The organism is Streptomyces rhizosphaerihabitans (assembly GCF_025399795.1).
Classification (GTDB): Bacteria; Actinomycetota; Actinomycetes; order Streptomycetales; family Streptomycetaceae; genus Streptomyces; species Streptomyces rhizosphaerihabitans.
Window position 1 is genome coordinate 1 of record NZ_JAODTZ010000031.1, and the last position, 23,381, is coordinate 23,381.

General features: G+C 70.2%; 19 protein-coding genes. 1 reads left to right on the top strand and 18 read right to left on the bottom strand.

Annotated features, from left to right (window positions below):
• Window positions 1-101: 101 nt before the first annotated feature.
• The 5 genes from N4G66_RS27315 to N4G66_RS27335 all read right to left on the bottom strand — a co-directional run bounded on the left by N4G66_RS27315 (window position 102) and on the right by N4G66_RS27335 (window position 4,945).
• On the bottom strand, window positions 102-1,688 hold the full coding sequence (locus tag N4G66_RS27315; protein ID WP_261706872.1) for a Na+/H+ antiporter: 1,587 nt from the start codon (window positions 1,686-1,688) through the stop codon (window positions 102-104).
• Window positions 1,689-1,767: 79 nt separating this feature from the next.
• Window positions 1,768-2,238: a GNAT family N-acetyltransferase gene (locus N4G66_RS27320; RefSeq protein ID WP_261706970.1), complete on the bottom strand. Its 471-nt coding sequence runs from the start codon at window positions 2,236-2,238 to the stop codon at window positions 1,768-1,770.
• A gap of 38 nt (window positions 2,239-2,276) precedes the next feature.
• Entirely contained in the window at window positions 2,277-3,221 is a 945-nt protein-coding gene (locus tag N4G66_RS27325; protein WP_261706873.1) for an RluA family pseudouridine synthase, read from the bottom strand.
• Window positions 3,222-3,341: 120 nt separating this feature from the next.
• Window positions 3,342-3,965 (bottom strand): signal peptidase II, encoded by a 624-nt coding sequence (gene lspA / locus N4G66_RS27330; protein ID WP_261706874.1) that lies wholly within the window; start codon window positions 3,963-3,965, stop codon window positions 3,342-3,344.
• A gap of 125 nt (window positions 3,966-4,090) precedes the next feature.
• Window positions 4,091-4,945, bottom strand: coding sequence for a TraR/DksA family transcriptional regulator (locus N4G66_RS27335; RefSeq protein ID WP_261706875.1), 855 nt, complete (start codon window positions 4,943-4,945; stop codon window positions 4,091-4,093).
• Window positions 4,946-5,527: 582 nt separating this feature from the next.
• Between N4G66_RS27335 and ileS the strand changes: the two genes are divergently transcribed.
• Window positions 5,528-8,671, top strand: a complete 3,144-nt coding sequence (gene ileS / locus N4G66_RS27340) for an isoleucine--tRNA ligase (protein WP_261706876.1) — start codon at window positions 5,528-5,530, stop codon at window positions 8,669-8,671.
• A 388-nt stretch (window positions 8,672-9,059) separates the two neighbouring features.
• Here the strand turns inward: ileS and N4G66_RS27345 are convergent, their stop codons facing one another.
• The 13 genes from N4G66_RS27345 to N4G66_RS27405 all read right to left on the bottom strand — a co-directional run bounded on the left by N4G66_RS27345 (window position 9,060) and on the right by N4G66_RS27405 (window position 23,196).
• On the bottom strand, window positions 9,060-10,364 hold the full coding sequence (locus tag N4G66_RS27345; RefSeq protein ID WP_261706877.1) for a DivIVA domain-containing protein: 1,305 nt from the start codon (window positions 10,362-10,364) through the stop codon (window positions 9,060-9,062).
• A 46-nt stretch (window positions 10,365-10,410) separates the two neighbouring features.
• Complete coding sequence (locus N4G66_RS27350) at window positions 10,411-10,695, bottom strand: YggT family protein (RefSeq protein ID WP_261706878.1); 285 nt, start codon at window positions 10,693-10,695, stop codon at window positions 10,411-10,413.
• Between the two features lie 53 nt (window positions 10,696-10,748).
• A complete protein-coding gene (locus N4G66_RS27355) occupies window positions 10,749-11,390 on the bottom strand; it encodes a cell division protein SepF (protein WP_261706879.1) in 642 nt (213 codons plus the stop codon).
• Between the two features lie 129 nt (window positions 11,391-11,519).
• Window positions 11,520-12,239: a YggS family pyridoxal phosphate-dependent enzyme gene (locus N4G66_RS27360; protein WP_261706880.1), complete on the bottom strand. Its 720-nt coding sequence runs from the start codon at window positions 12,237-12,239 to the stop codon at window positions 11,520-11,522.
• A 6-nt stretch (window positions 12,240-12,245) separates the two neighbouring features.
• Window positions 12,246-12,983 carry a peptidoglycan editing factor PgeF gene (gene pgeF, locus N4G66_RS27365; RefSeq protein ID WP_261706881.1) on the bottom strand — a complete coding sequence of 246 codons (738 nt, stop codon included), beginning with the start codon at window positions 12,981-12,983 and terminating at the stop codon, window positions 12,246-12,248.
• Window positions 12,980-14,173: a cell division protein FtsZ gene (gene ftsZ, locus N4G66_RS27370; protein WP_261706882.1), complete on the bottom strand. Its 1,194-nt coding sequence runs from the start codon at window positions 14,171-14,173 to the stop codon at window positions 12,980-12,982. Before ftsZ ends, pgeF begins: the two co-directional genes overlap by 4 nt.
• Window positions 14,174-14,447: 274 nt before the next feature.
• Window positions 14,448-15,233 carry a cell division protein FtsQ/DivIB gene (locus N4G66_RS27375; protein ID WP_261706883.1) on the bottom strand — a complete coding sequence of 262 codons (786 nt, stop codon included), beginning with the start codon at window positions 15,231-15,233 and terminating at the stop codon, window positions 14,448-14,450.
• 24 nt (window positions 15,234-15,257) lie between these two features.
• Entirely contained in the window at window positions 15,258-16,349 is a 1,092-nt protein-coding gene (gene murG, locus N4G66_RS27380) for an undecaprenyldiphospho-muramoylpentapeptide beta-N-acetylglucosaminyltransferase (RefSeq protein WP_261706884.1), read from the bottom strand.
• Between the two features lie 6 nt (window positions 16,350-16,355).
• A complete protein-coding gene (ftsW, locus tag N4G66_RS27385; protein ID WP_261706885.1) occupies window positions 16,356-17,717 on the bottom strand; it encodes a putative lipid II flippase FtsW in 1,362 nt (453 codons plus the stop codon).
• A 68-nt stretch (window positions 17,718-17,785) separates the two neighbouring features.
• On the bottom strand, window positions 17,786-19,213 hold the full coding sequence (gene murD, locus N4G66_RS27390) for a UDP-N-acetylmuramoyl-L-alanine--D-glutamate ligase (RefSeq protein ID WP_261706886.1): 1,428 nt from the start codon (window positions 19,211-19,213) through the stop codon (window positions 17,786-17,788).
• A complete protein-coding gene (mraY, locus tag N4G66_RS27395) occupies window positions 19,195-20,268 on the bottom strand; it encodes a phospho-N-acetylmuramoyl-pentapeptide-transferase (protein WP_261706887.1) in 1,074 nt (357 codons plus the stop codon). The genes murD and mraY overlap by 19 nt, the downstream gene beginning before the upstream one ends.
• Complete coding sequence (locus N4G66_RS27400) at window positions 20,265-21,671, bottom strand: UDP-N-acetylmuramoyl-tripeptide--D-alanyl-D-alanine ligase (protein ID WP_261706888.1); 1,407 nt, start codon at window positions 21,669-21,671, stop codon at window positions 20,265-20,267. Before N4G66_RS27400 ends, mraY begins: the two co-directional genes overlap by 4 nt.
• Before the next feature lie 4 nt (window positions 21,672-21,675).
• Window positions 21,676-23,196, bottom strand: a complete 1,521-nt coding sequence (locus N4G66_RS27405) for a UDP-N-acetylmuramoyl-L-alanyl-D-glutamate--2,6-diaminopimelate ligase (RefSeq protein WP_261706889.1) — start codon at window positions 23,194-23,196, stop codon at window positions 21,676-21,678.
• Between the last annotated feature and the right edge of the window lie 185 nt (window positions 23,197-23,381).

Below are 23,381 nucleotides of genomic sequence, written 5' to 3' on the forward strand. Positions count from 1 at the left end.
GCGGGGCCGATGCCTGACGGCGGACGGCGGCTGGCGGACGGCGGACGGCGGACGGCGGACGGCTGGCGGACGGAAGCCGGTGGTGGGCGACCGGTGGACGGTCAGCGGAGGCTGCGGACGTCGAGGTGTCTGAGGACCCGGTCCACGATCTCCGGGTCGGCCCCGGGCTCGCTCCGCGCGGACAGCACCTCGTGCCGGGCCGCGCTCATCATCTCCCCCTGGATCCGGCGCATCCGCTTCATCCTCCGGACCCGCTGCTGATGCGCCTCGCGCCGCTCCTCGTCCCCCAGGTCGGGGCTGATCCGCACGCCGATCTCGAAGGCCCGGCGCAGCAGTTGCTCGGAGACCTCCTCCGGCAGCTCCTCCACCTCCTCGATCTCCCGCAGCCGCCGCCTCGCGGCCTTGGCGGCCCGTATCGCGAGCTCCTTCTCGAAGGCCTTCTCGACGTCCTCGTCGGCCCGCACCCCGAGCCTTCTGACCAGCCACGGCAGGGTGAGCCCCTGGAGCACCAGGGTCGCCATGATCACCCCGAAGGCGATGAACACGATCTCGTCCCGGTCGGGGAACGGCGACCCGTCGTCCATCTCCAGCGGAATCGCGAGCGCCAGGGCCACGGAGGCGACCCCCCGCATCCCGGCCCACCACATGACCACGGTCTCCCGCCACGACGTCGGGATCTCCTCGTCGTAGTCCCGCTTGGCGTGCAGCCGCTTGGTCAGCCAGGTCGCGGGCAGCAGCCATGCAAGGCGTACGAACACGACCACCACCACGATCGTGGCGGCCCAGCCGAGCATCTCGCCCCACCGCCCCGCCGCCGTGCGGATCGCGTTGTGGAGTTCGAGCCCGATGAGCCCGAAGGCGACGCCGGTGACGAGCGTGTCGACCACGTCCCAGACGGTCGACCCGGCGAGCCGGGTCATGACGTCGTCGGCGTCGGTGGCGTACTCCGCGAGGAACAGTGCGGTGGTGAGCACGGCGAGCACCCCCGACCCGTGGAGTTCCTCGGCCAGCACGTACGCGGCGTACGGCACCAGCAGGGTCAGCCCGATCTGGAGGGTGGCGTCACCGACCATCGTCATCAGCCTGTTCGCGGCCCAGCCGAGGGCGACTCCCATGACGAGCGCGACGACGGCGGAGAGCACGAGGTCGAGTCCGGCCCGCCACGGCGAGAAGGTGCCGCTGACCGCGGCGGCGATCGCGACGTGGTACAGCACGATGGCCGTCACGTCGTTGAAGAGCCCCTCCCCCTCCAGGATCGACACCAGCCGGCGCGGCAGCCCGAGCTGTCCCGCGACGGCGGTCGCCGCGACCGGGTCGGGGGGTGCCACCAGCGCGCCCAGCGCGAAGGCGGCGGCGAGCGGCAGGCCCGGCACGATCGAGCTCGCGACGGCAGCCACGGCCAGCGTGGTGACGAACACCAGCGCCACGGCGAGCAGGAAGATCGGACGCTTGTTCGCGGTGAACTGTCTCCACGAGGTGCGCCGCACCGCGGCGTACAGCAGCGGCGGCAGCAGCGCGGGCAGGATGAACTCCGGCGGGATGTCCACGTTCGGGACGAAGTCCAGCACGGCCAGCACTATGCCGAGCAAGGTCATCAGGACCGGCGCGGGAAGCCCGAACCGCTCTCCCACCGGGACACTGATCACGGCCCCGAGCAACAGCACGAACAGCAGGGCCAACTGATCCACGGTCAGCGCTCCGGCGGGGTCTAGACGATCAAAGGCGAACCAGACCTCAAGCGTGCCACGCCGCTATGACAATCCCCGCTCACAGGGCCTTGCGCATCGCGCGGTGCGGCATTCCGGCGTCCGCGAACTCCGGACCGTACGCCACGTATCCGAGACGCTCGTAGAACCCCAGCGCGTGGGTCTGCGCGTGCAGGTCCACGGCAGCGAGGCCACGCGCGCGTGCCGCGACCTCGATGGCACCGACGAGCGCGGCGCCGACGCCGAGCCCGCGCGCCTCACGCGTCACGGCGAGCCGCCCGAGCGAGCCGACGGTCAGATCCCCGCCGGCCTTCGCCGCGGCCGCCTCGCCCTCCAGGAGACGCCCGGTGCCGAGCGGTACGCCGTCCTCGCGGACCGCCAGCACGTGCACGGCACCGGGGTCGTAGGCGTCGCACTCGACGTCTTCCGGGACGCCCTGCTCGCCGACGAAGACGTCCTTGCGCACCGCGAAACAGGCCTCACGCTCGGTGGCGTCCTCGGCGACCCGCACCTCGTACGCACAGCCCCGCACCGCCGGGGAGGTGCCCGCCGCCCCGGCCGAGCCGCCGCTCACGCGTTGCTCTCCTCACGGACCTTGTCGAGCGCCCGCTGGAGGTCCTCGGGGTAGTCGCTCTCGAACTCCACCCAGCGCCCGTCCCCGGGGTGCTCGAAGCCGAGCCGCACCGCGTGCAGCCACTGGCGGGTGAGGCCGAGGCGCTTGGCGAGCGTGGGGTCCGCTCCGTAGGTCAGGTCGCCGACGCACGGGTGGCGGTGGGCGGCCATGTGGACGCGGATCTGGTGGGTGCGCCCGGTCTCCAGCTTGATGTCGAGCAGCGAGGCGGCACGGAACGCCTCGACCAGGTCGTAGTGGGTGACCGAGGGCTTGCCCTCGGCCGTGACCGCCCACTTGTAGTCGTGGTTCGGGTGGCGTCCGATGGGCGCGTCGATGGTGCCGCTGGTCGGGTCCGGGTGGCCCTGCACCAGCGCGTGGTAGCGCTTGTCGACCGTGCGCTCCTTGAACTGGCGCTTGAGCGACGTGTACGCGTACTCCGACTTGGCGACCGTCATCAGACCCGAGGTGCCCACGTCGAGGCGGTGCACGATGCCCTGGCGTTCGGCGGCGCCGGAGGTCGAGATCCGGTAGCCGGCGGCCGCGAGGCCACCGATGACGGTCGGTCCCGACCAGCCGGGGCTGGGGTGCGCGGCCACGCCGACGGGCTTGACGATCACGAGCACGTCGTCGTCGTCGTGGATGATCTCCATGCCCTCGACATGCTCGGCGACGATCTGTACGGGCGCGGGTGCACCGGGCATCTCGACTTCGAGCCAGGCGCCGCCGTGCACCCGCTCGGACTTGCCGACCACCGAGCCGTCGACCGTGACCTTCCCCGCCGCGGCGAGCTCTGCGGCCTTGGTACGGGAGAAGCCCAGCATGCGGGAGATGGCGGCGTCGACACGCTCGCCCTCCAGGCCGTCGGGCACGGGCAGGGTGCGGATCTCGGGAACGGTGCTCACCCGTCGAGTATGCCGGACGGCTCGGACACCGACGGACCACGGCCCGAACGCCAGTGCCCGGGGAGGCCCGCCCGGCGGCCCGGTACGCGGGCCGCGAGCGCCCGTCCGAAGGCCCGTGCGTCAGTCCTTGTGGACCGTGCCGTCCGGGTCGAGACCCCGGAAGGAGAGCAGAACGATCAGGATGCCGCCGCAGACGATCGCCGAGTCGGCGAGGTTGAAGACGGCGAAGTGCTTGGGCGCGATGAAGTCCACGACCGCGCCCTCGAAGACGCCGGGCGAGCGGAAGACCCGGTCGGTCAGGTTGCCGAGGGCGCCGCCCAGCAGCAGGCCGAGGGCGATGGCCCACGGCACGCTGTAGAGCTTGCGGGCGAGCCGGGCGATGACGACGATCACCGCCGCCGCGATCACCGTGAAGATGATCGTGAACGCCTGACCGAAGCCGAAGGCTGCGCCCGCGTTGCGGATCGCCTCGAGCTTCAGCCAGTCCCCGATGATCTCGATCGAATCGTGGTGCTCCAGCTTCGCCACCACGATCATCTTGCTGACGAGGTCAAGGGCGTACGCCAGTACGGCCACCGTGAAGAGCACGGCGATCCTGCGCTTGCCCCTGGGCCGCTCGGCCGGGGCCGGCGCGGCGGCGCCGGACCGGTCGCCGGACGCCGCGTTCCCGTCGGACTGCTCCGGATCGGCCCCCGCCGCCCCTGGAATGTCCGGCGTACCGATGATGCGCTCCGCCTCTGCCACGTGAGTGAGTCCCTCGACCTAGGTTCCTGACTGAGGACGAGGGTACGGCACACGCTCCTGGGCCCACAGGCTCAGGAGCTCCCGCGGACCGCGAGGCGGTGGCGCTCCCGTGCGGCGCCCGGGGTTCAGTGCCTCCGCTCCTGCTTCTGCTTGCACTCGACGCACAGGGTGGCGCGCGGGAAGGCCTGCATACGGGCCTTCCCGATGGGGTTGCCGCAGTTCTCGCAGAGCCCGTAGGTGCCCGCGTCGAGGCGGTCCAGGGCGCGCTCGGTCTGCTCCAGCATTTCTCGCGCGTTCGAGTTGAGCGCCATCTCGTGCTCGCGTGTGATGTTTTTCGTACCGGTGTCCGCCTGGTCGTCGCCCGCGCCGTCGCCGGAGTCCCGCATCAGGCCCGCGAGAGCCTCCTCGGACGACGAGATCTCGGTGCGCAGCCGCAGCGCCTCCGACTGGAGCTCCGCGCGGGCCGCCCCGACCTCCTCCGCGGTCCAGGGGTCCTCCCCCGGTCGCACCGCGAGTTCTCCGGGCTCCATCGCCGCGATCCTCGCCTTGGGGACCGCAGTGGCCTTCTTGGCGGCCGTGGCCGTGCCACGGGTCTTCTTCGCAACCACTGTCGTGGCTCCTGTCGTCTTCGCGGCCTCGGCCGCACCCTGGGCCGCGGAAGCGACCACCTTCTTGGCCGTGCTGGTGCTCTTCCTCGCCGTGCCGGTGCTCTTCTTGGCCGCGGACTTCCTGGACGCGGGGTTCCTCGCCGCTGCCGCCGCCTTCTTCGCGGTGGTCTTCTTGGCGGCCGGCTTCTTGGCCGCCGCCTTCGGGGACGCGGTCTTCGGGGACGCCGATTTCGTGGCAGTCGTCTTCAAGGACGTCACCTCGGCTGTCGCGGGGGCCGTCTGCGCGTTCTTCTTCCCACCCGCATTCTTGGCCGCCGCACTCGTGGATCTGCCTGACGCCGACTGCTGTACGGCGGTCTTCTTCGCCACCATGGCCGCGGCCCCTTCACATATTGTGATCTTGCTCGCGAATCGTGCTGGGACGATAAATCGACTTCTGGCCCGCGGCAACGGGGGCCGCCCACGATTCGCCCGCCCCGCGAGCCCCGCGCGGCGGGTCTGCATGCGTTGTGCCCAGCTCCCCGCCGGGTAATCCGCCGGGCCCGGCGTCCCGGGATCCGGACACGCGCGCCTCGCCATTCGGGTCACCGCGCAGGCCACGGCGATGCCCGGGAAAACCGGTCGGCCGCTGTCCCCGGGGCGCCGTACACTGGGCGGAGCGAGAAGCGTGGATGGGGACGAGTAGCGGCGTACGCGGCCAGGAGCGACCCGGGGACGGTGGAAGCCCGGGGGCGAGCGCGACGCGAAGATCACCCCGGAGCCGCCGGAAGAACACCCCTCTGGGGCCAGTAGACCCGGCTTCGCGACCCCAATGAGGGGGCTCACTGATGCGAACGGCGCACCGGGGGGCCAAGGAGGGTGGTACCGCGGGAGCGCGCCGCACACGGCGTCCGTAGCAACACGGCTCTCGTCCCTCCGACGGAAGGCAGAAAGTCCGTTGGAGGAAGCTCGCCGATGACAGCGCCGACGTACCGCCAGGTGCCCGCCCAGGTCGACCTGCCCGCCCTCGAGCACGCCGTGCTCGACTTCTGGCGCGAGCAGAAGATCTTCGCCAAGAGCCTTGAGCAGTCCGAGGGCCGGCCGGAGTGGGTGTTCTACGAAGGTCCGCCCACCGCCAATGGCATGCCGGGCGCCCACCACATCGAAGCGCGCGTCTTCAAGGACGTCTTCCCGCGCTTCCGCACCATGCGCGGCTACCACGTGGCCCGCAAGGCCGGCTGGGACTGCCACGGCCTCCCGGTGGAGCTGGCGGTCGAGAAGGAACTCGGCTTCACCGGCAAGCAGGACATCGAGGCGTACGGCATCGCCGAGTTCAACGACCGGTGCCGCCAGTCCGTGACCCGCCACACGGACGCGTTCACCGAGCTGACGAACCGCATGGGCTACTGGGTCGACCTCGACGACGCCTACCGGACCATGGACCCCGAGTACATCGAGTCCGTGTGGTGGTCGCTCAAGGAGATCTTCAACAAGGGCCTGCTGGTCCAGGACTACCGCGTGGCGCCCTGGTGTCCGCGCGACGAGACGGGCCTGTCGGACCACGAGCTGGCTCAGGGCTACGAGACGATCGTCGACCCCTCCGTGTACGTCCGTTTCCCGCTCACCTCCGGTCCGCTGGCCGGCCGTGCCGCGCTCCTGGTGTGGACGACCACGCCGTGGACCCTGGTCTCCAACACCGCGGTCGCCGCTCACCCGGGCGTCACCTACGTCGTCGTCACCAACGGCGAGGAGCAGCTCGTCGTCGCACAGCCGCTCGTCGAGAAGGCGCTCGGCGAAGGCTGGGAGACCACGGGCGAGTCCTTCACGGGTGCCGAGATGGAGCGCTGGACGTATCAACGTCCGTTCGAGCTCGTCGAGTTCCCCGAGCCCGCCCACTTCGTGGTCAACGCCGAGTACGTGACGACCGAGGACGGTACGGGTCTGGTCCACCAGTCCCCCGCCTTCGGCGAGGACGACCTCAAGGTCTGCCGCGCCTACGGCCTCCCGGTCGTGAACCCGGTCCGCACCGACGGCACCTTCCAGGAGGACGTGCCGCTCGTGGGCGGCATCTTCTTCAAGAAGGCGGACGAAAAGCTCACCGAGGACCTCCAGAGCCGCGGCCTGCTCTTCAAGCACGTGCCGTACGAGCACAGTTACCCGCACTGCTGGCGCTGCCACACCGCGCTCCTGTACTACGCGCAGCCGTCCTGGTACATCCGCACCACGGCCGTGAAGGACCGCCTCCTCCAGGAGAACGAGGAGACCAACTGGTTCCCGGAATCGGTCAAGCACGGTCGCTTCGGCGACTGGCTGAACAACAACATCGACTGGGCGCTCTCACGCAGCCGTTACTGGGGCACCCCGCTGCCGCTGTGGACCTGCGAGGAGGGCCACATCACCTGTGTCGGCTCGCGGGCGGAACTGTCCGGGCTGACCGGCACCGACCAGTCGGAGCTGGACCCGCACCGCCCGTACATCGACGCGGTGACCTTCCCGTGCCCCGAGGGCGGCTGCGGCCTGACGGCGACCCGCGTCCCGGAGGTCATCGACGCCTGGTACGACTCGGGTTCGATGCCGTTCGCGCAGTGGGGCTACCCGTACAAGAACAAGGAGATCTTCGAGAGCCGCTACCCGGCGCAGTTCATCTCCGAGGCCATCGACCAGACCCGCGGCTGGTTCTACACGCTGATGGCCGTCGGCACCCTGGTCTTCGACAAGTCCTCGTACGAGAACGTGGTGTGCCTCGGCCACATCCTCGCCGAGGACGGCCGCAAGATGTCCAAGCACCTGGGCAACATCCTCCAGCCGATCCCGCTGATGGACCAGCACGGCGCCGACGCGGTGCGCTGGTTCATGGCCGCCGGTGGCTCCCCGTGGGCGGCCCGGCGCGTGGGCCACGGCACGATCCAGGAGGTCGTCCGCAAGACGCTCCTCACCTACTGGAACACCGTCGCCTTCCAGGCGCTGTACGCCCGCACCACCAACTGGGCGCCCAGCGAGGCCGATCCGGCCCCGGCCGACCGCCCGGTCCTGGACCGCTGGCTGCTCTCCGAACTCCACGCGCTCACCGACCAGGTGACGCAGGCCCTGGAGGCGTACGACACCCAGCGCGCCGGAAAGCTCCTGTCGGCGTTCGTCGACGACCTCTCGAACTGGTACGTCCGCCGCTCCCGCCGCCGCTTCTGGCAGGGCGACAAGGCCGCGCTGCGGACGCTGCACGAGGTCGTGGAGACGGTCACGCGGCTGATGGCCCCGCTGACCCCGTTCATCACCGAGCGGGTCTGGCAGGACCTGGTGGTCCCGGTCTCCCCGGACGCCCCCGAGTCCGTGCACCTGTCGTCCTGGCCGGAAGCGGACCTGTCCGTCATCGATCCGGAGCTGTCGCGCCAGATGGTGCTGGTACGCCGTCTCGTCGAGCTCGGGCGGGCCACGCGCGCGGAGTCGGGCGTCAAGACCCGTCAGCCGCTGTCGCGCGCGCTGATCGCCGCGACCGGCTTCCCGGCGCTCGACCCCGAGCTGCACGCGCAGATCACCGAGGAACTGAATGTGAGTTCGCTCGCCTCACTCTCCGAGGTCGGCGGCTCACTGGTCGACACCACGGCGAAGGCGAACTTCCGCGCGCTGGGCAAGCGCTTCGGCAAGGGCGTCCAGGATGTGGCGAAGGCCATTGCCGGGACCGATGCCGCCGCCCTGTCCCTCGCCCTGCGCGAGGGCACCGCGTCGGTCGAGGTCGGCGGCGAGACCGTCACCCTGGCCCCGGACGAGGTCATCATCACGGAGACCCCGCGCGAGGGCTGGTCGGTGGCCTCCGACTCCGGCGCGACCGTCGCCCTCGACCTGGAGATCACCGAGGAGCTGCGGCAGGCCGGCCTCGCCCGTGACGCGATCCGGCTGATCCAGGAGGCCCGCAAGAACAGCGGCCTCGACGTCGCCGACCGCATCGCGCTCCGCTGGACCTCCACGGACCCGGCGGTCATCGCGGCACTCGGCGAGCACGCCGGTCTCATCGCCGACGAGGTCCTCGCCACGGACTTCGCCCAGGGAGAGGCCGACGGCGCCTACGGGGAGCCGTTCACGGACGAGGGCCTGTCCCTGGTGTTCCGCCTCCGCAAGGCGTAACGAGGACCGGCGCACCCGCACCGAAGGCCCGGGGCCACCAGGAGATCCTGGTGGCCCCGGGCCTTCGGCGTTGCGCCCCTGCGACCCTGCGTGACTTCGGGCCGGCCCGGCGTCACGACCCTGGCCTTCGGCGTTGTGCGCCCCTGTGACGAGCGCCGCGCGCACCCCGTACGAGCGGAGACCCGCGCACCCCGTACGAGCGAGACCCGGGCATCGCGTACGAGCGCGGCTCCGCGCCCCCGGGTACAAGCCAAGCCCCCACGCACCCCGTACAAACGCCCCCTGGACCCCGTACAAGCCCCTGGTGGACCGCGCAAAAGGGCGAGGCCCCCGGAATCCGGGGGCCTCGCCCTGAACGCTGCCGACGCCTAAGGCGTGCTGATGGCCGTCAGTTGTCGTCCTCGTCGATGAGGAACCCGCGCATCGGCGAGGGCGCCTGCTGCATCGGCGACGGGCCCTGGGGCCGCACCGGAGCCATCGGCTGGGTCATCGCGGGCGACATCTGCTGCTGGCCGCCGTAGGACGGTCCCGCCTGCGACGGTCCACCCATGCCCGGGTTGCCGCCGTAGGACGGCGCACCGGCGCCTGCGGGGGCCATGGAGGGCGCGGAGGACGACGGCAGGGACGCCGTGGCCGGGTTGCGCGGCGGGGCGAGCGAGTCGTCCGCCTGCGTCTCCAGCTGGCGCAGCTGCGACTCCAGGTAGGACTTCAGACGCGTGCGGTACTCGCGCTCGAAGCCACGCAGGTCCTCGACCTTGCGCTCCAGCGTGGCGCGGGCGGACTCCAGGGAGCCCATCGCGACGCGGTGCTTCTCCTGCGCGTCCCGCTCCAGGGCGTCGGCCTTGGCACGGGCGTCGCGCTCCAGACCCTCGGCGCGGCTGCGGGCCTCACCGACGATCTTGTTGGCCTCGGAGCGCGCCTCGGCGATCGCCTGGTCGGCGGTCTGCTGAGCCAGCGAGAGGACACGGGCGGCGCTGTCGCCACCGGGGCCCTGCTGCGGCATCTGCTGACCGTGACCGCCCATGGGACCGCCCATCGGGCCACCCATGGGACCGCCCATCGGGCCGCCCATCTGCTGCATCTGCTGCATCTGGCCGGGGCCCTGGCCCATCGGACCCTGACCCATCGGACCCTGACCCATGGGGCCCTGGCCCATCGGACCCTGACCCATCGGACCCTGACCCATCGGACCCTGACCCATGGGGCCCTGGCCCATCGGACCCTGACCCATCGGACCCTGACCCATGGGGCCCTGGCCCATCGGACCCTGGCCCATCGGACCCTGACCCATCGGACCCTGACCCTGCTGACCGCCCTGTCCGCTGGGACCCGCGGGCAGCTGCGGCGCACCGCTCGGGAGCTGGGGCGGGCCACCCATGGGGCCACCCATTCCCTGCGGCGGGCCCGATATGCCGGCGGGCACGGGAGCGCCGGGCCCCCGCATACCCTGCGGCGGGCCCTGCTGGTCCTGCTGCTCGGGCGGTTTGCGCATACCCTGCTGCTGCTGGTTCTGCGCGGCCGCGCGCGTGGCAGCGGCCAGCTTGGCGCGCAGGTCCTCGTTCTCGCGGAGCAGGCGAGTCAGTTCGGCTTCGACCTCGTCGAGGAAGGCATCGACCTCGTCCTCGTCATAGCCTTCTCGGAGGCGGACGGTCGTGAACTGCTTGTTCCGCACGTCCTCGGGGGTCAACGGCATCTCTTCACCTCAACGTAGTCGTCGGCATTCGGCAAGACCGTATCGTTCACAGCCGGCTCACGACGGAGATCAGGATGTAGACGATGATCATCAGTACGAAGAAGGACAGGTCAAGCGCCACGCCCCCGAGACGCAGCGGCGGAATGAACCGCCGCAGAAGCTTGAGCGGTGGATCGGTGACAGTGTAGGTGGCCTCCAGAACGACCACCATCGCCTTGCCGGGTTGCCATGAGCGGGCGAACTGGAAGACGTAGTCCATGACCAACCGGAAAATCAGCACGATGAGGAAGCACATCAGCGCGATGTAGAAAACCTGCCCGACCACGCTCATGATCCGTGCTTCCCTCTCCCCTGTTTCCCATGCGGTGTTCCCGGTCCTGCGTCTCAGCTCTGGTTGAAGAACCCGCCCTCTGCGATGCGGGCCTTGTCCTCCGCCGTGACATCGACGTTAGCAGGCGACAACAGGAACACCTTCTGCGTCACCCGCTCGATGCTGCCGTGGAGACCGAACACCAAACCGGCCGCGAAGTCGACAAGTCGCTTCGCGTCGGTGTCATCCATCTCCGTCAGGTTCATGATCACCGGAGTGCCCTCACGGAAGTGTTCCCCGATGGTACGGGCCTCGTTGTAGGTCCGGGGGTGCAGCGTGGTGATCCGGTACGGCTCTCGTTCCGACACGACCTTGGGCATGATCACCGGGGCGTTCTTCTCCATGCTCTGACGTTCTTGTGTGATGGACGCCACGGGGGCGATGCGTGCCGGGCGCCCGGACTCCGCGGCGAGCGAGGCGGAATGCGGCACCGGGTCGCGTGGCGCCGGGGACTGTACCACTCGTACCGATTCATCCCGTTGGGACGAGTGCGCCTGATGTGACTGGTGCGGCGGTTCATGCCGTCGCCGGTCCCGCTCGGGTTCCGGGTCGAGCTCGGGCTCGAAGTCGTCGTCGGGGTCGAATCCCCTGCCGTCGTACCCATCGTCCTCCACGAGGCCGAGGTAGACCGCCATCTTGCGCATCGCGCCGGCCATGCTCTGAGTCCTCCGCTCTGTGGTGGATCGGCTGACGAATTGCCAAGTGCCCGCGATCCACGAGGTCGTTATGCCCGCCTTTGGCGGAAATGACCATATTTTCTGCTGTGGTCCGACTGCTTGGCGACGTTACCCGAGGCCGGGTCGGACTCCGAGTACCGCAGTACCGACGCGTACATGTGTCGCTCCGGCTGCCACAGCCTGTTCGAGGTCCGAGCTCATCCCTGCCGAGACCATGTTCGCAGCCGGATGAGTCCGGCGCAGGGCAGTCGACAAATCCATCAGCCGCTCGAACGCCTGTTGTTGGCGCCCCGCGTACTCGCCGGTGAGCGGAGCGACGGTCATCAGCCCGTCGAGACGGAGCCCGGGGGCCCTCGCGACGAGGTCGGCCAACTCCTCGACACCGCCGACCCCCACGCCTCCCCGCTCACCCCGGCCGCTCTCCTGCGCGTCCAGCGCGACCTGGATGAGGCACCCCACTTCGCGCTCCGCCCGCACGGCTTCCTTCGACAGGGCCGCAACGAGCCGGGAACGGTCGACGGACTGCACGAAATTCGCGTAACCGACCACGGAACGCACCTTGTTGGTCTGCAATTGACCGACAAAATGCCACAACAGGGGCAGATCCGAGCACTCGGCGGCCTTGGGGGCCGCGTCCTGATCCCGGTTCTCGGCCACATGACGCACCCCGAGTTCCGACAGGATCCGCACATCACTCGCGGGATAGGTCTTGGTGACCACGATCAGGGTCACCTCTTCGCGCTTGCGTCCGGCGGCCGTGCACGCCGCCGCGATCCGCTCTTCCACTTTCGCCAGGTTCGCGGTGAGTTGAGCCTTACGGTCTGTCATGCCCCATCAGTCCAGCCAGACATAGCCCGCGAGCCGCCCGGTGGTGCGGTCCCGTCGGTACGAGAAGTGGTCCCCCGATTCGAGCGTGCATACCGGCGACTGCTCCCGGTCGCGCACTCCGAGCCGTTCCAGTTGCGCGTGCACCCCGGCCGTCACATCGACCGCGGGCGTCCCCCACCCCGTCTCGGCGTATGCCGCGGGCTCGACGGCGGCGACCTCGGCACGCATCGCGTCCGGCACTTCGTAGCACCGTCCGCAGACGGCGGGTCCGGTGCGGGCGACGATCCTGGCCGGATCGGCGCCGAGTCCCACCATGGCCCGCACGGCCGCGGGAACCACGCCGGCGACCATGCCGGGCCGTCCCGCGTGCGCGGCGGCCACCACACCGGCGACGGGGTCGGCCAGCAGGACGGGCGTGCAGTCGGCGGTGAGAACGGCGAGCGCGAGCCCCCGCCGCGCCGTGACGATCGCGTCGACGGCAGGGATCTCCGAGGACCCCCAGGGCGCCTCGACGACCGCCACGTCCGGCCCGTGCACCTGGTTCATCCAGACGACCCGGGCCGGGTCGAGCCCGAGCGCCTTCGCGGCCAGGTCCCGGTTGGTGCGTACGGCGTCGGGGTCGTCGCCGACCGCTCCGCCGAGGTTGAGCTCCCCGTACGGAACGGCGCTCACCCCGCCCCACCTGTCGGTGAAGGCGAAGTGGGCGCCGCTCACGGTGCTCGTTTCGGAGCGCTGTCCTATCACTTCAGGAAGTCCGGCACGTCCAGTTCCTCGGCCGCGCTGTCCGAGTAGGAGCGGGACGGCGGGACCGGCGGGGACACCGGCAGCTCACTGACCGGCTCCGGAGCGGGCTCCGGGGTGACCTCCTTGGGCGTGACGCTGCCGAGCGACCCGAAGGAGGGGCGGCTCTCGGCGGGGCGCGACTGAACGGGCTCCTCGCGTCGGGTGGAGGTCGAGCCGAGGACGTTGTCCCGCTTGGCCGGCGGCTGGCCGCCGTCGAAGCCGGCGGCGATGACGGTGACCCGCACCTCGTCGCCGAGGGCGTCGTCGATGACCGCGCCGAAGATGATGTTGGCCTCGGGGTGCGCGGCCTCGCTGACCAGCTGGGCGGCTTCGTTGATCTCGAACAGGCCGAGGTCGGAGCCGCCGGAGATGGAGAGCAGGACGCCGCGGGCGCCGTCGATGGAGGCTTCGAGGAGCGGCGAGGAGATCGCCATCTCGGCCGCCGCCACCGCGCGGTCGTCGCCGCGGGCCGAGCCGATGCCCATGAGCGCCGAACCGGCCTCGGACATCACGGACTTGACGTCGGCGAAGTCGAGGTTGATCAGACCGGGCGTGGTGATGAGGTCGGTGATGCCCTGAACACCGGAGAGCAGGACCTGGTCCGCCGACTTGAAGGCGTCGAGGACCGAGACCTGGCGGTCCGAGATGGACAGCAGCCGGTCGTTCGGGATGACGATGAGGGTGTCGACCTCTTCGCGGAGTTCCGCGATGCCGTCCTCCGCCTGGTTGGCGCGGCGCCGGCCCTCGAAGGTGAACGGGCGGGTGACCACGCCGATGGTGAGGGCGCCCAGCGAGCGGGCGATGTTGGCCACGACGGGCGCGCCGCCGGTGCCGGTGCCGCCGCCCTCTCCGGCCGTCACGAAGACCATGTCGGCCCCCTTGAGGACCTCCTCGATCTCCTCACGGTGATCCTCGGCGGCCTTGCGGCCGACTGCCGGGTTGGCTCCGGCCCCGAGGCCGCGCGTGAGTTCCCGGCCGACGTCGAGCTTGACGTCGGCGTCGCTCATCAACAGCGCCTGCGCGTCGGTGTTGATGGCGATGAACTCGACGCCCTTGAGACCGACCTCGATCATCCGGTTGATGGCATTGACACCACCGCCGCCGACACCGATGACTTTGATGACTGCGAGGTAGTTCTGCGGTGCTGCCACGTCGAAGGCCTCTCGCCTCGAGTTACGTGTCGTCGCCTCGCACGCTCGCGATCCGACGACTGATGCCGAATGGGACGGTCCGAACGCCGACCCGAACCCTAACGCTGAAGTTTAGGGTTACCAGTGTGTCTGTTCCTTGGACTCTCCGAACAGGACACTAAGTCGACAAGCGGCGCACGTTCAACGAACACGCCGAACCTCCCGTTTTTCTTTTCACCCTATGTGATCAGGCGCAGCACTGCCCAACCAGGGGGCTGGCCTGCGCCGATGCGAGTCAACTGCCCGACGATGCGGGTGCGGTGGGGGCACTTACGTCGAAGCGCCGGGCCCCGGGATCGGCTTTCATGAGAGCAAGGAGCGTCCTGGCCTTCGCGCGGCCCTTCTCGACGCTGCCCCACTCGACGGTCCGGCCACCCGTCAACTCCAGCGAAACGGCGTCATAGGAACGGACCTTCACGGTACGGGTGTCACGGGCGACGGCGTCCGGAATGTCCCCGGCGATCCGCACCGCCTCACGCACCAGCCGGTCGACGGGGAAGCGGCGCAGCGCGGCACGCTTCGACACCGTCAATTCCAGTACGGGCACACCCCTCGGGGCATCGGAAACGGTGGCGAACCGCACGCCCTTGGCGTCCACTTCGATGAAGTTTGCGCCCTTTTCGACCAGTAGGACCGGAGTGCGTTCGGTCACTTTCAGGCCGATTCCGTGCGGCCAGGACCGGACGACGTCGACCGAGTCGATTCGGGGCAACTCCCTGAGCAATCGCGCCCCGATGGCGTCCGTGTCGACGGAGATCAGCGGGGATCCGACCGGGACATCGGCCGCCTCCCGCACCTGCCCGGCCGTCAGTACCCGCATCCCGGAGGCCGACACGCGCTCCGTGCGCAGCCAGGGGGAGCCGTAGAGAATCCACACCGCGGCGGCCCCGGCCAACACCAGGGCGGCCAAAAGGACGATGAGCCTACGAAGGCGACGGAGCCGCCCGACGAAGGGCGGCCGGGGCGGGCCGGACTCCAGCTTCTGCCGTTCACCGCGCTCGGCGGTCGTCGGTCCGGCCACGCTCCCTGCCTTCCCTCATGCGTCCTAGCGGTGGCGCGAGGCGATCGCCTCGTACACCATGCCGACGAGCAGGTCGTCGGCGTCCCGGCGGCCGAACTCGCTGGCGGCACGCGACATCTCGTACAGCCGGTGCGGGTCGGCGAGTACGGGCAGCACGTTCTGCTGCACCCACTGCGGGGTCAGCTCCGCGTCGTCGACCAGCAGTCCGCCACCGGCCTTGACCACCGGCTGGGCGTTCAGCCGCTGTTCGCCGTTGCCGATGGGCAGCGGGACGTAGGCGGCGGGCAGTCCGACGGCGGAGAGTTCGGCGACGGTCATCGCGCCCGCGCGGCAGAGCATCATGTCGGCCGCGGCGTACGCGAGATCCATCCGGTCCACGTACGGTACCGGGATGTACGGGGGCATCCCCGGCATCTGGTGCACCTGCGGCAGTTCGTTCTTCGGGCCGACCGCGTGCAGGATCTGGATTCCGGCCTGCTGGAGGTACGGAGCCGCCTGCTGGACCACCTCGTTGAGGCGGCGGGCGCCCTGCGAGCCTCCCGACACGAGGAGCGTCGGCAGGTTCGGGTCGAGCCCGAACGCGGCGCGCGCCTCGGGCCGTACCGCCGCGCGGTCCAGGGTGGCGATGGAGCGGCGCAGCGGGATGCCGATGTAACGGGCCCCCCGGAGCTTGCTGTCGGGCGTGGAGACGGCGACCTGGGCCGCGTACCGCGATCCGATCTTGTTGGCGAGGCCGGGGCGGGCGTTGGCCTCGTGGACGATGATCGGCACGCCGAGGCGCTTGGCCGCCAGGTAGCCGGGCAGGGCGACATAGCCGCCGAAGCCGACGACCGCGTCCGCCTTGGTCCGCTCCATGATCTGCTCGACGGCCTTGATCGTGCCGCGCAGCCGTCCGGGGACGGTGATCAGCTCGGGGGTGGGCTTGCGCGGCAGCGGTACGGCAGGGATCAGCGCGAGTTCGTAGCCGCGCTCGGGTACGAGCCGGGTCTCGAGTCCGCGTTCCGTGCCCAGGGCCGTGATACCCACGGTCGGGTCCTGCCTGCGCAGGGCATCCGCGAGGGCGAGCGCGGGCTCGATGTGGCCGGCGGTCCCCCCGCCGGCGAGTACGACATGCACCGAAATTCACCGCTCTCCGGACGAACGCGCCGCAGAGGCACGCCGTCGCATCGTGTTCCATCTCCGGGGCCCCGCGGCCCTTGCGGACTCTCTCACCGCACCCCGCTTTCTGCCAAAGCGGGGTTGCCGCATCGCGAGAGCCGCCCGCGCAGCGGGGTCGTCACGCGCGAAGGCGATCAGCAACCCGATGGCGAACATGGTCGGCAGCAGGGCGGAACCCCCGTAGGAGAACAGCGGGAGCGGGACACCGGCGATCGGCAGCAGACCGAGCACCGCACCGATGTTGATCACGGCCTGGGCCGTGATCCAGGTGGTCACGCCTCCCGCGGCATACCTCACGAAGGGGTCCTCCGTGCGTCCGGCCACGCGGATACCCGCATAGCCTAGAGCCGCGAAGAGGGCGAGCACCGACAGCGTCCCCGCGAGGCCCAGTTCCTCCCCAGTGATGGCGAAGATGAAGTCGGTGTGCGCTTCGGGCAGTTGGCCCCATTTCTCCACACTGGCGCCGAGACCGGAACCGAAGAGCCCGCCGGAGGCGAGGGCGTAGATACCGTGCACGGCCTGCCAGCAGGTGTCGTTCGGGCCCGGCTCGGTCGCGCCGATGCAGGCCAGCCTGGACATGCGATTGGGGCTCGTCTTGATGAGGACGAAGCCGATCGACAGGGCGACGGACAGCACCCCCACGAACAGCCGGGTGGGCGCTCCGGCCAGCCACAGCAGCCCGAACAGGATGGCCGTGAGGATGATCGCCGTGCCCATGTCGCCGCCGAGCATGATCAGGCCGAGCAGCATGAAGGCGACGGGCACGAGCGGCACCAGCATGTGCTTCCACTGGGTCAGCAGCCGCTTGTCCTGTTTGCGGGCGAGCAGATCGGCGCCCCAGAGCACGAGCGCGAGCTTGCCGAACTCGCTGGGCTGGATCTGGAACGAGCCGCCGAGGGAGATCCAGTTCTGGTTGCCGTTGACCGACATCCCTATCCCGGGCACCTGTACCAGGACCATCATGAAGACGGCACCCGCCAGTATCGGGTAGGCCAGCGCCCGGTGCAGTTTCACCGGCATCCGTGAGGCGGCCAGCAGCAGCACACCGCCGATCAGCGCGGCCAGGAACTGCTTGCGGAAGAAGTACGACCCGGGCAACGACAGCTGGAGCGCCGTGATCTGCGAGGCCGAGTAGACCATCACGAGCCCCAGCACGGTGATCAGCAGACTGCCACCGAGAATCAGGTAGTACGCGGTCAGTGGCCGGTCCCAGGCCTTGCGGGCACGCGTGAAGAGGCGGCGTACGGGGTTGTCGCGCGGCACCCCGGCGGCGGGCCGCCGGCCGGCCCGCCGCACGGGAGGCCGGCCGGTACGGCTAGTGGGCATCGGCGTCTCCGGGCCACAGCGATGTCACGCGTCCGTCCCTCCCAGGTTCGCCCGGCTAGGCGGCCGGGTCAGGCGCCGAGTTCGCGGACCGCCTCCGCGAACGCGTCACCGCGCTTGTTGTAGTTGGCGAACATGTCCATGGACGCACAGGCCGGGGCCAGCAGCACCGTGTCCCCGGGCTCGGCGAGCCTCCTGGCCTCCTGAACAGCCGCGAGCATCGCCCCAGTGTCGGTCCGGTCGAGGTCGACGACGGGTACTTCCGGTGCGTGTCGCGCCAGGGCTTCACGGATCAGCGCGCGGTCCGCGCCGATCAGGACGACGCCCCTCAGCCGCTTCGCCGACCGGGCGACGAGCTCGTCGAAGGTCGCGCCCTTGGCGAGCCCTCCGGCGATCCACACGATCGACTCGTAGGCGGCCAAGGAGGCTTCCGCGGCATGTGTGTTGGTGGCCTTGGAGTCGTCGACGTAGGCGACCTCGTCCACGTCGGCCACGTGCGCGATGCGGTGCGCATCCGGGGTGAAGTCCCGCAGTCCGTCCCGTACGGCCCGTGGAGGCACCCCGAAGGCACGCGCGAGGGCCGCCGCGGCAAGGGCGTTGGCGATGTTGTGCGGGGCGGGCGGACGGACGTCGGAGACCTCCGCCAGCTCCTGGGCGTTCTTCTGCCGGTTCTCGACGAAGGCGCGGTCGACCAGGATGCCGTCCACGACGCCGAGTTGGGACGGCCCGGGAGCGCCGAGGGTGAAGCCGACAGCCCGGCAGCCCTCCTCGACGTCCGCCGCGCGCACCAGGTCCTCGGTGGCCTTGTCGGCCACGTTGTAGACGCAGGCGACCCGATTGCCTTCGTAGATGCGGCCCTTGTCGGCGGCGTACGCCTCCATGGAGCCGTGCCAGTCGAGGTGGTCGGGCGCGAGGTTCAGTACCGCCGCGGAGTGGGCGCGCAGCGAGGGCGCCCAGTGGAGCTGGTAGCTGGAGAGTTCGACCGCGAGCACGTCGTACTCCTGCTCGCCGAGGACGGCGTCGAGCAGGGAGACGCCGATGTTGCCGACGGCCGCCGTGCGCAGGCCCGCCGCCTTGAGGATGGAGGCGAGCATCTGGACGGTCGTGGTCTTGCCGTTGGTGCCGGTGACCGCGAGCCAGGGCGCGGCCTTCCTGCCGTCCAGTTCCCGCAGCCGCCAGGCGAGTTCGACGTCGCCCCAGACGGGGACGCCCGCCGCGGCGGCCGCGGCGAACAGCGGTTTGTCCGGCTGCCAGCCGGGCGCGGTCACGATGAGCTCGGTGCCCTCGGGCAGGGTCGCGCCGTCACCGAGGCGCACGGTGACGCCGAGCGCCTCCAGTTCCGCGGCCTGCGCCCGGGCCCTTTCGTCGTCGCCGTCGTTGACGACGGTGACGAGTGCGCCGAGGCCGTGCAGGACCTTGGCGGCCGGGATGCCCGAGACGCCGAGGCCGGCGACCGTGACGCTCTTGCCCTGCCAGTTGGTCACTTCTTGGCTGCCCATCCTGCGTAGAAGAGGCCGAGTCCGACGATCACGCACATGCCCTGGATGATCCAGAAGCGGACCACCACAAGGACTTCGGACCACCCCTTGAGTTCGAAGTGGTGCTGCAGCGGGGCCATTCGGAAGACGCGTTTCCCGGTCAGCTTGAAGGAGCCGACCTGGATGACCACCGACATGGTGATGAGGACGAAGAGGCCGCCGAGCAGGGCCACCAGAATCTCGGTGCGGGAGCAGATCGCCAGACCGGCGAGCGCGCCGCCGAGGGCCAGCGAACCGGTGTCGCCCATGAAGATCTTGGCCGGCGAGGTGTTCCACCACAGGAAGCCGAAGCAGGCGCCCATCAGGGCGGAGGCGACGACCGCGAGGTCGAGTGGATCTCGTACCTCATAGCAGGCGGCCGGGTTGGTCAGGGTCAGCGCGTTGGCGCAGGACTCCTGGAACTGCCAGACACCGATGAAGGTGTAGGCACCGAAGACCATCGTGGCGGCGCCGGTGGCGAGGCCGTCCAGACCGTCCGTCAGGTTCACGCCGTTCGACATGGCGAGGATCATGAACAGCGCCCAGACCACGAAGAGCACCGGTCCGATGGACCAGCCGAAGTCCTGGACGAAGGACAGCTTCGTGGAGGCCGGGGTGTTGCCGCGGTTGTCGGCGAACATCAGCGCCAGCACCGCGAAGGTGATGCCCACGATCAGCTGTCCGGCCATCTTCGCCTTGGCCCGCAGGCCCAGCGAACGCCGCTTGATGATCTTGATGTAGTCGTCCAGGAAGCCGACCAGGCCCATGCCCGCCATCAGGCCGAGCACCAGGAGACCCGAGAAGGTCGGCGGATAACCCGTGATCACCTTGGACAGGAAGTACGCGATGATCGTCGCGAGGATGAAGGCGATACCACCCATGGTCGGCGTACCGCGCTTGCTGGCGTGCTCACGCGGGCCGTCGTCGCGGATGTACTGGCCGTAGCCCTTGCGGGCCAGCAGCTTGATCAGCAGCGGAGTGCCGACCAGAGTCAGGAACAGGCCAATGACTCCCGCGAACAGGATCTGCTTCATCATCGGGCGGAAACCTCACCCTCGGTACCGTCGGCGAGCAGCGCGAGCGCCACCCGTTCCAGCCCGACGGACCTGGACGCCTTCACGAGCACGACGTCACCTGGGCGCAGCTCACTGCGCAACAGGTCGACAGCCGCCTGTGCGTCGGACACGTGCACCGACTCCTCACCCCACGAACCCTCGTTATATGCGCCCAGTTGCAGCCAGGACGCTTCCCTGCCCCCGACCGCGACGAGCTTGCCGACATTGAGCCGGACGGCAAGCCGTCCGACCGCGTCGTGCTCGGCGAGCGCCTCGTCCCCGAGCTCGGCCATCTGACCGAGCACCGCCCACGTACGACGTCCCTTGCCCATCGCCGCGAGCGCGCGCAGGGCGGCTCGCATGGACTCGGGGTTCGCGTTGTAGGCGTCGTTGACGACCGTCACGCCGTCCGGACGCTCGGTGACCTCCATCCGCCAGCGGGAGAGGGTGCCCGCCTCGGAGAGCGCGCGGGCGATCTCGTCTGCGGACATGCCCAGCTCATGGGCGACGGCGGCCGCGGCGAGCGCGTTCGACACGTGGTGCTCACCGTACAGGCGCATGGTCACATCACTGCACCCGGAGGGTGTGCGAAGGCTGAAGGAAGGCTGTCCGCTCTCCGTGAGCCGGACGTTCTCGGCCCGTACGTCCGCTTCGTCGGACTCTCCGAAGAGGATCACGCGTGCCTTCGTGCGGGAGGCCATGGCGCGTACGAGGGGATCGTCGGCGTTGAGGACCGCCGCGCCGTCCTCGGGGAGGCTCTCGACGAGCTCGCCCTTTGCTTGCGCGATCTGCTCGCGGCCGCCGAACTCGCCGATGTGGGCGGTGCCGACGTTGAGGACGAGACCGATCTTCGGCGGGGTGAGGCCGGTGAGATAGCGGATGTGGCCTACGCCGCGGGCGCCCATCTCCAGCACGAGGAACTTCGTGTCCTCGGTGGCGCTGAGCGCGGTGAGCGGCAGTCCGATCTCGTTGTTGAGGGAACCGGGCGTGAAGACGGTCGGCGCCTTGCTCCGCAGCACCTGGGCGATCAGGTCCTTGGTGCTGGTCTTGCCCGCGGAGCCGGTGAGGGCCACGAGGGTCGCGCCGAGCCGTTCGACGACGTGGCGGGCGAGGGCACCGAGAGCCGTCTGCACGTCGTCGACGACGATGGCGGGCACGCCGACGGGGCGGGACGCCAGGACGGCGGCCGCGCCGGCTCCGATCACCGCCTCGGCGTAGTCGTGGCCGTCGGCCCGTTCGCCGACGAAGGCGACGAAGAGACTGCCGGACTCCACTTCACGGGAGTCCCTGACGACCGGTCCGGTGACCTGTACCGCCGGATCCGGTATGTCGTACGTCTGCCCGCCGACGACTGCTGCGATCTCGGCGAGAGAGAGGGCGATCACAAGTTCATCCCTGGGTCTGCTGGATAGCTTCGCGAAGCACTTGGCGGTCGTCGAAGGGACGCACCACCCCGGCGATGTCCTGGCCCTGCTCGTGGCCCTTGCCCGCGACCAGCACGGTGTCGCCCGGCTTTGCGCGCGCGACGGCCGCGGCGATGGCGGCGGCCCGGTCCTCGAAGACCTGGACCTCGCCGCGCTCGTGCGCCGGCACCTCGGCGGCGCCCGCGAGCATCGTGGCGAGGATCGCCAGCGGGTCCTCGGAACGGGGGTTGTCGGACGTCAGGACGGCGGTGTCGGCGAGCCGGGCCACGGCCGCGCCCATCGGCTTCCGCTTGGTCTTGTCACGGTCGCCGCCGCAGCCGAGCACCACGTGCAGGCTGCCCTCGGTCACCTTGCGCAGGGCGCGCAGGACGGATTCGACGGCGTCCGTCTTGTGGGCGTAGTCGACGACGGCGAGGTACGGCTGGCCCGCGTCCACGCGCTCCAGCCGGCCCGGGACCCCCGGGACGGCGGCGACGCCGTCCGCGGCGGTCTGCGGGTCGAGTCCGGCGGCCGCGAGGGCGACGATCGCGGCGAGGGCGTTGGCCACGTTGAAGGGGCCCGCGAGCGGCGAGCGGGCGTTGATCCGCTCACCCTTGGGGCCGACCGCGGTGAATGTCGAGTCCATCGGGCCGACTTCGACGTTCTCGGCGCGCCAGTCGGCGTCCGGGTAGCCCTCGGCGGAGAAGGTGATGACCGGGACGGTGGCTTCCCCGGAGAGCCGGCGACCGTACTCGTCGTCGAGGTTCACGACGCCGAGCCGGCTGCGTCTGGCCGTGAACAGCTGCGCCTTGGCCTGGAAGTAGTCCTCCATGCCGGTGTGGAACTCCATGTGTTCCGGGCTGAGGTTGTTGAAGACGGCGACGTCGAAGACGCAGCCGTCGACGCGGCCGAGTACCAGTGCGTGGCTGGAGACCTCCATCGCGACCGAGTCGACCCCGCGCTCGCGCATGACGGCGAACAGGGCCTGGAGGTCGGTGGCCTCGGGCGTGGTGCGTTCCGACTTGATGCGCTCGTCGCCGATGCGCATCTCGACCGTGCCGATCAGACCGGTGGAGTGGACCGTCTTCAGACCGCCCTCGATGAGATAGGCCGTCGTGGTCTTGCCGGAGGTGCCCGTGATGCCGATCTGGAGCAGATCTCGTCCCGGGTGGCCGTAGATGGTGGCCGCCAGCTCGCCCATCGATCCGCGCGGGTCGTCGACGACGAGGACCGGCAGACCGGTGGCCGCGGCGCGCCCGGCGCCGGTCGGGTCGGTGAGGACGGCGACGGCGCCGAGGCCGGCCGCCTGGGTCACGAAGTCGGCGCCGTGCAGACGCGCGCCGGGCAGGGCGGCGTACAGGTCGCCGGGTCGCACCGCGCGGGAGTCATGGGTGATGCCCGTGACCCCGGCGTCGCTCTCCGGCTTCTCGGCGCCCAGCTGATCGGCCAGCTCCGCGAGGTGGATGGCGGAGACGTGAACCGGCCGCGGCGGCCCCGGATATGTCACAGGAGCGCCCTTCTGGGTGGTTTGGGACTGATCAGCTTGTGGCACGGCGGTGAGCGTACCGGGCTCACCCCCGCCGGGGCGAAGCGAGGGCGCGGACGGGGTGTGCGGGGAGGAGTGGTTCCCGGGGTCCGGGGTGATCGTTGTCACGAGTGGTTCCTGGTCCGTTGTGCGTGGGTGCTGATCAC

Excerpts from the sequence above, each read along its gene's own strand:
- N4G66_RS27335 (WP_261706875.1), bottom strand. The coding sequence starts at position 4,945 with ATGGTGGCGAAGAAGACCGCCGTACAGCAGTCGGCGTCAGGCAGATCC.
- ileS (WP_261706876.1), top strand. The coding sequence starts at position 5,528 with ATGACAGCGCCGACGTACCGCCAGGTGCCCGCCCAGGTCGACCTGCCC.
- N4G66_RS27345 (WP_261706877.1), bottom strand. The coding sequence starts at position 10,364 with ATGCCGTTGACCCCCGAGGACGTGCGGAACAAGCAGTTCACGACCGTC.
- N4G66_RS27350 (WP_261706878.1), bottom strand. The coding sequence starts at position 10,695 with ATGAGCGTGGTCGGGCAGGTTTTCTACATCGCGCTGATGTGCTTCCTC.
- N4G66_RS27355 (WP_261706879.1), bottom strand. The coding sequence starts at position 11,390 with ATGGCCGGCGCGATGCGCAAGATGGCGGTCTACCTCGGCCTCGTGGAG.
- N4G66_RS27360 (WP_261706880.1), bottom strand. The coding sequence starts at position 12,239 with ATGACAGACCGTAAGGCTCAACTCACCGCGAACCTGGCGAAAGTGGAA.
- ftsW (WP_261706885.1), bottom strand. The coding sequence starts at position 17,717 with ATGCCCACTAGCCGTACCGGCCGGCCTCCCGTGCGGCGGGCCGGCCGG.
- murD (WP_261706886.1), bottom strand. The coding sequence starts at position 19,213 with ATGGGCAGCCAAGAAGTGACCAACTGGCAGGGCAAGAGCGTCACGGTC.
- mraY (WP_261706887.1), bottom strand. The coding sequence starts at position 20,268 with ATGATGAAGCAGATCCTGTTCGCGGGAGTCATTGGCCTGTTCCTGACT.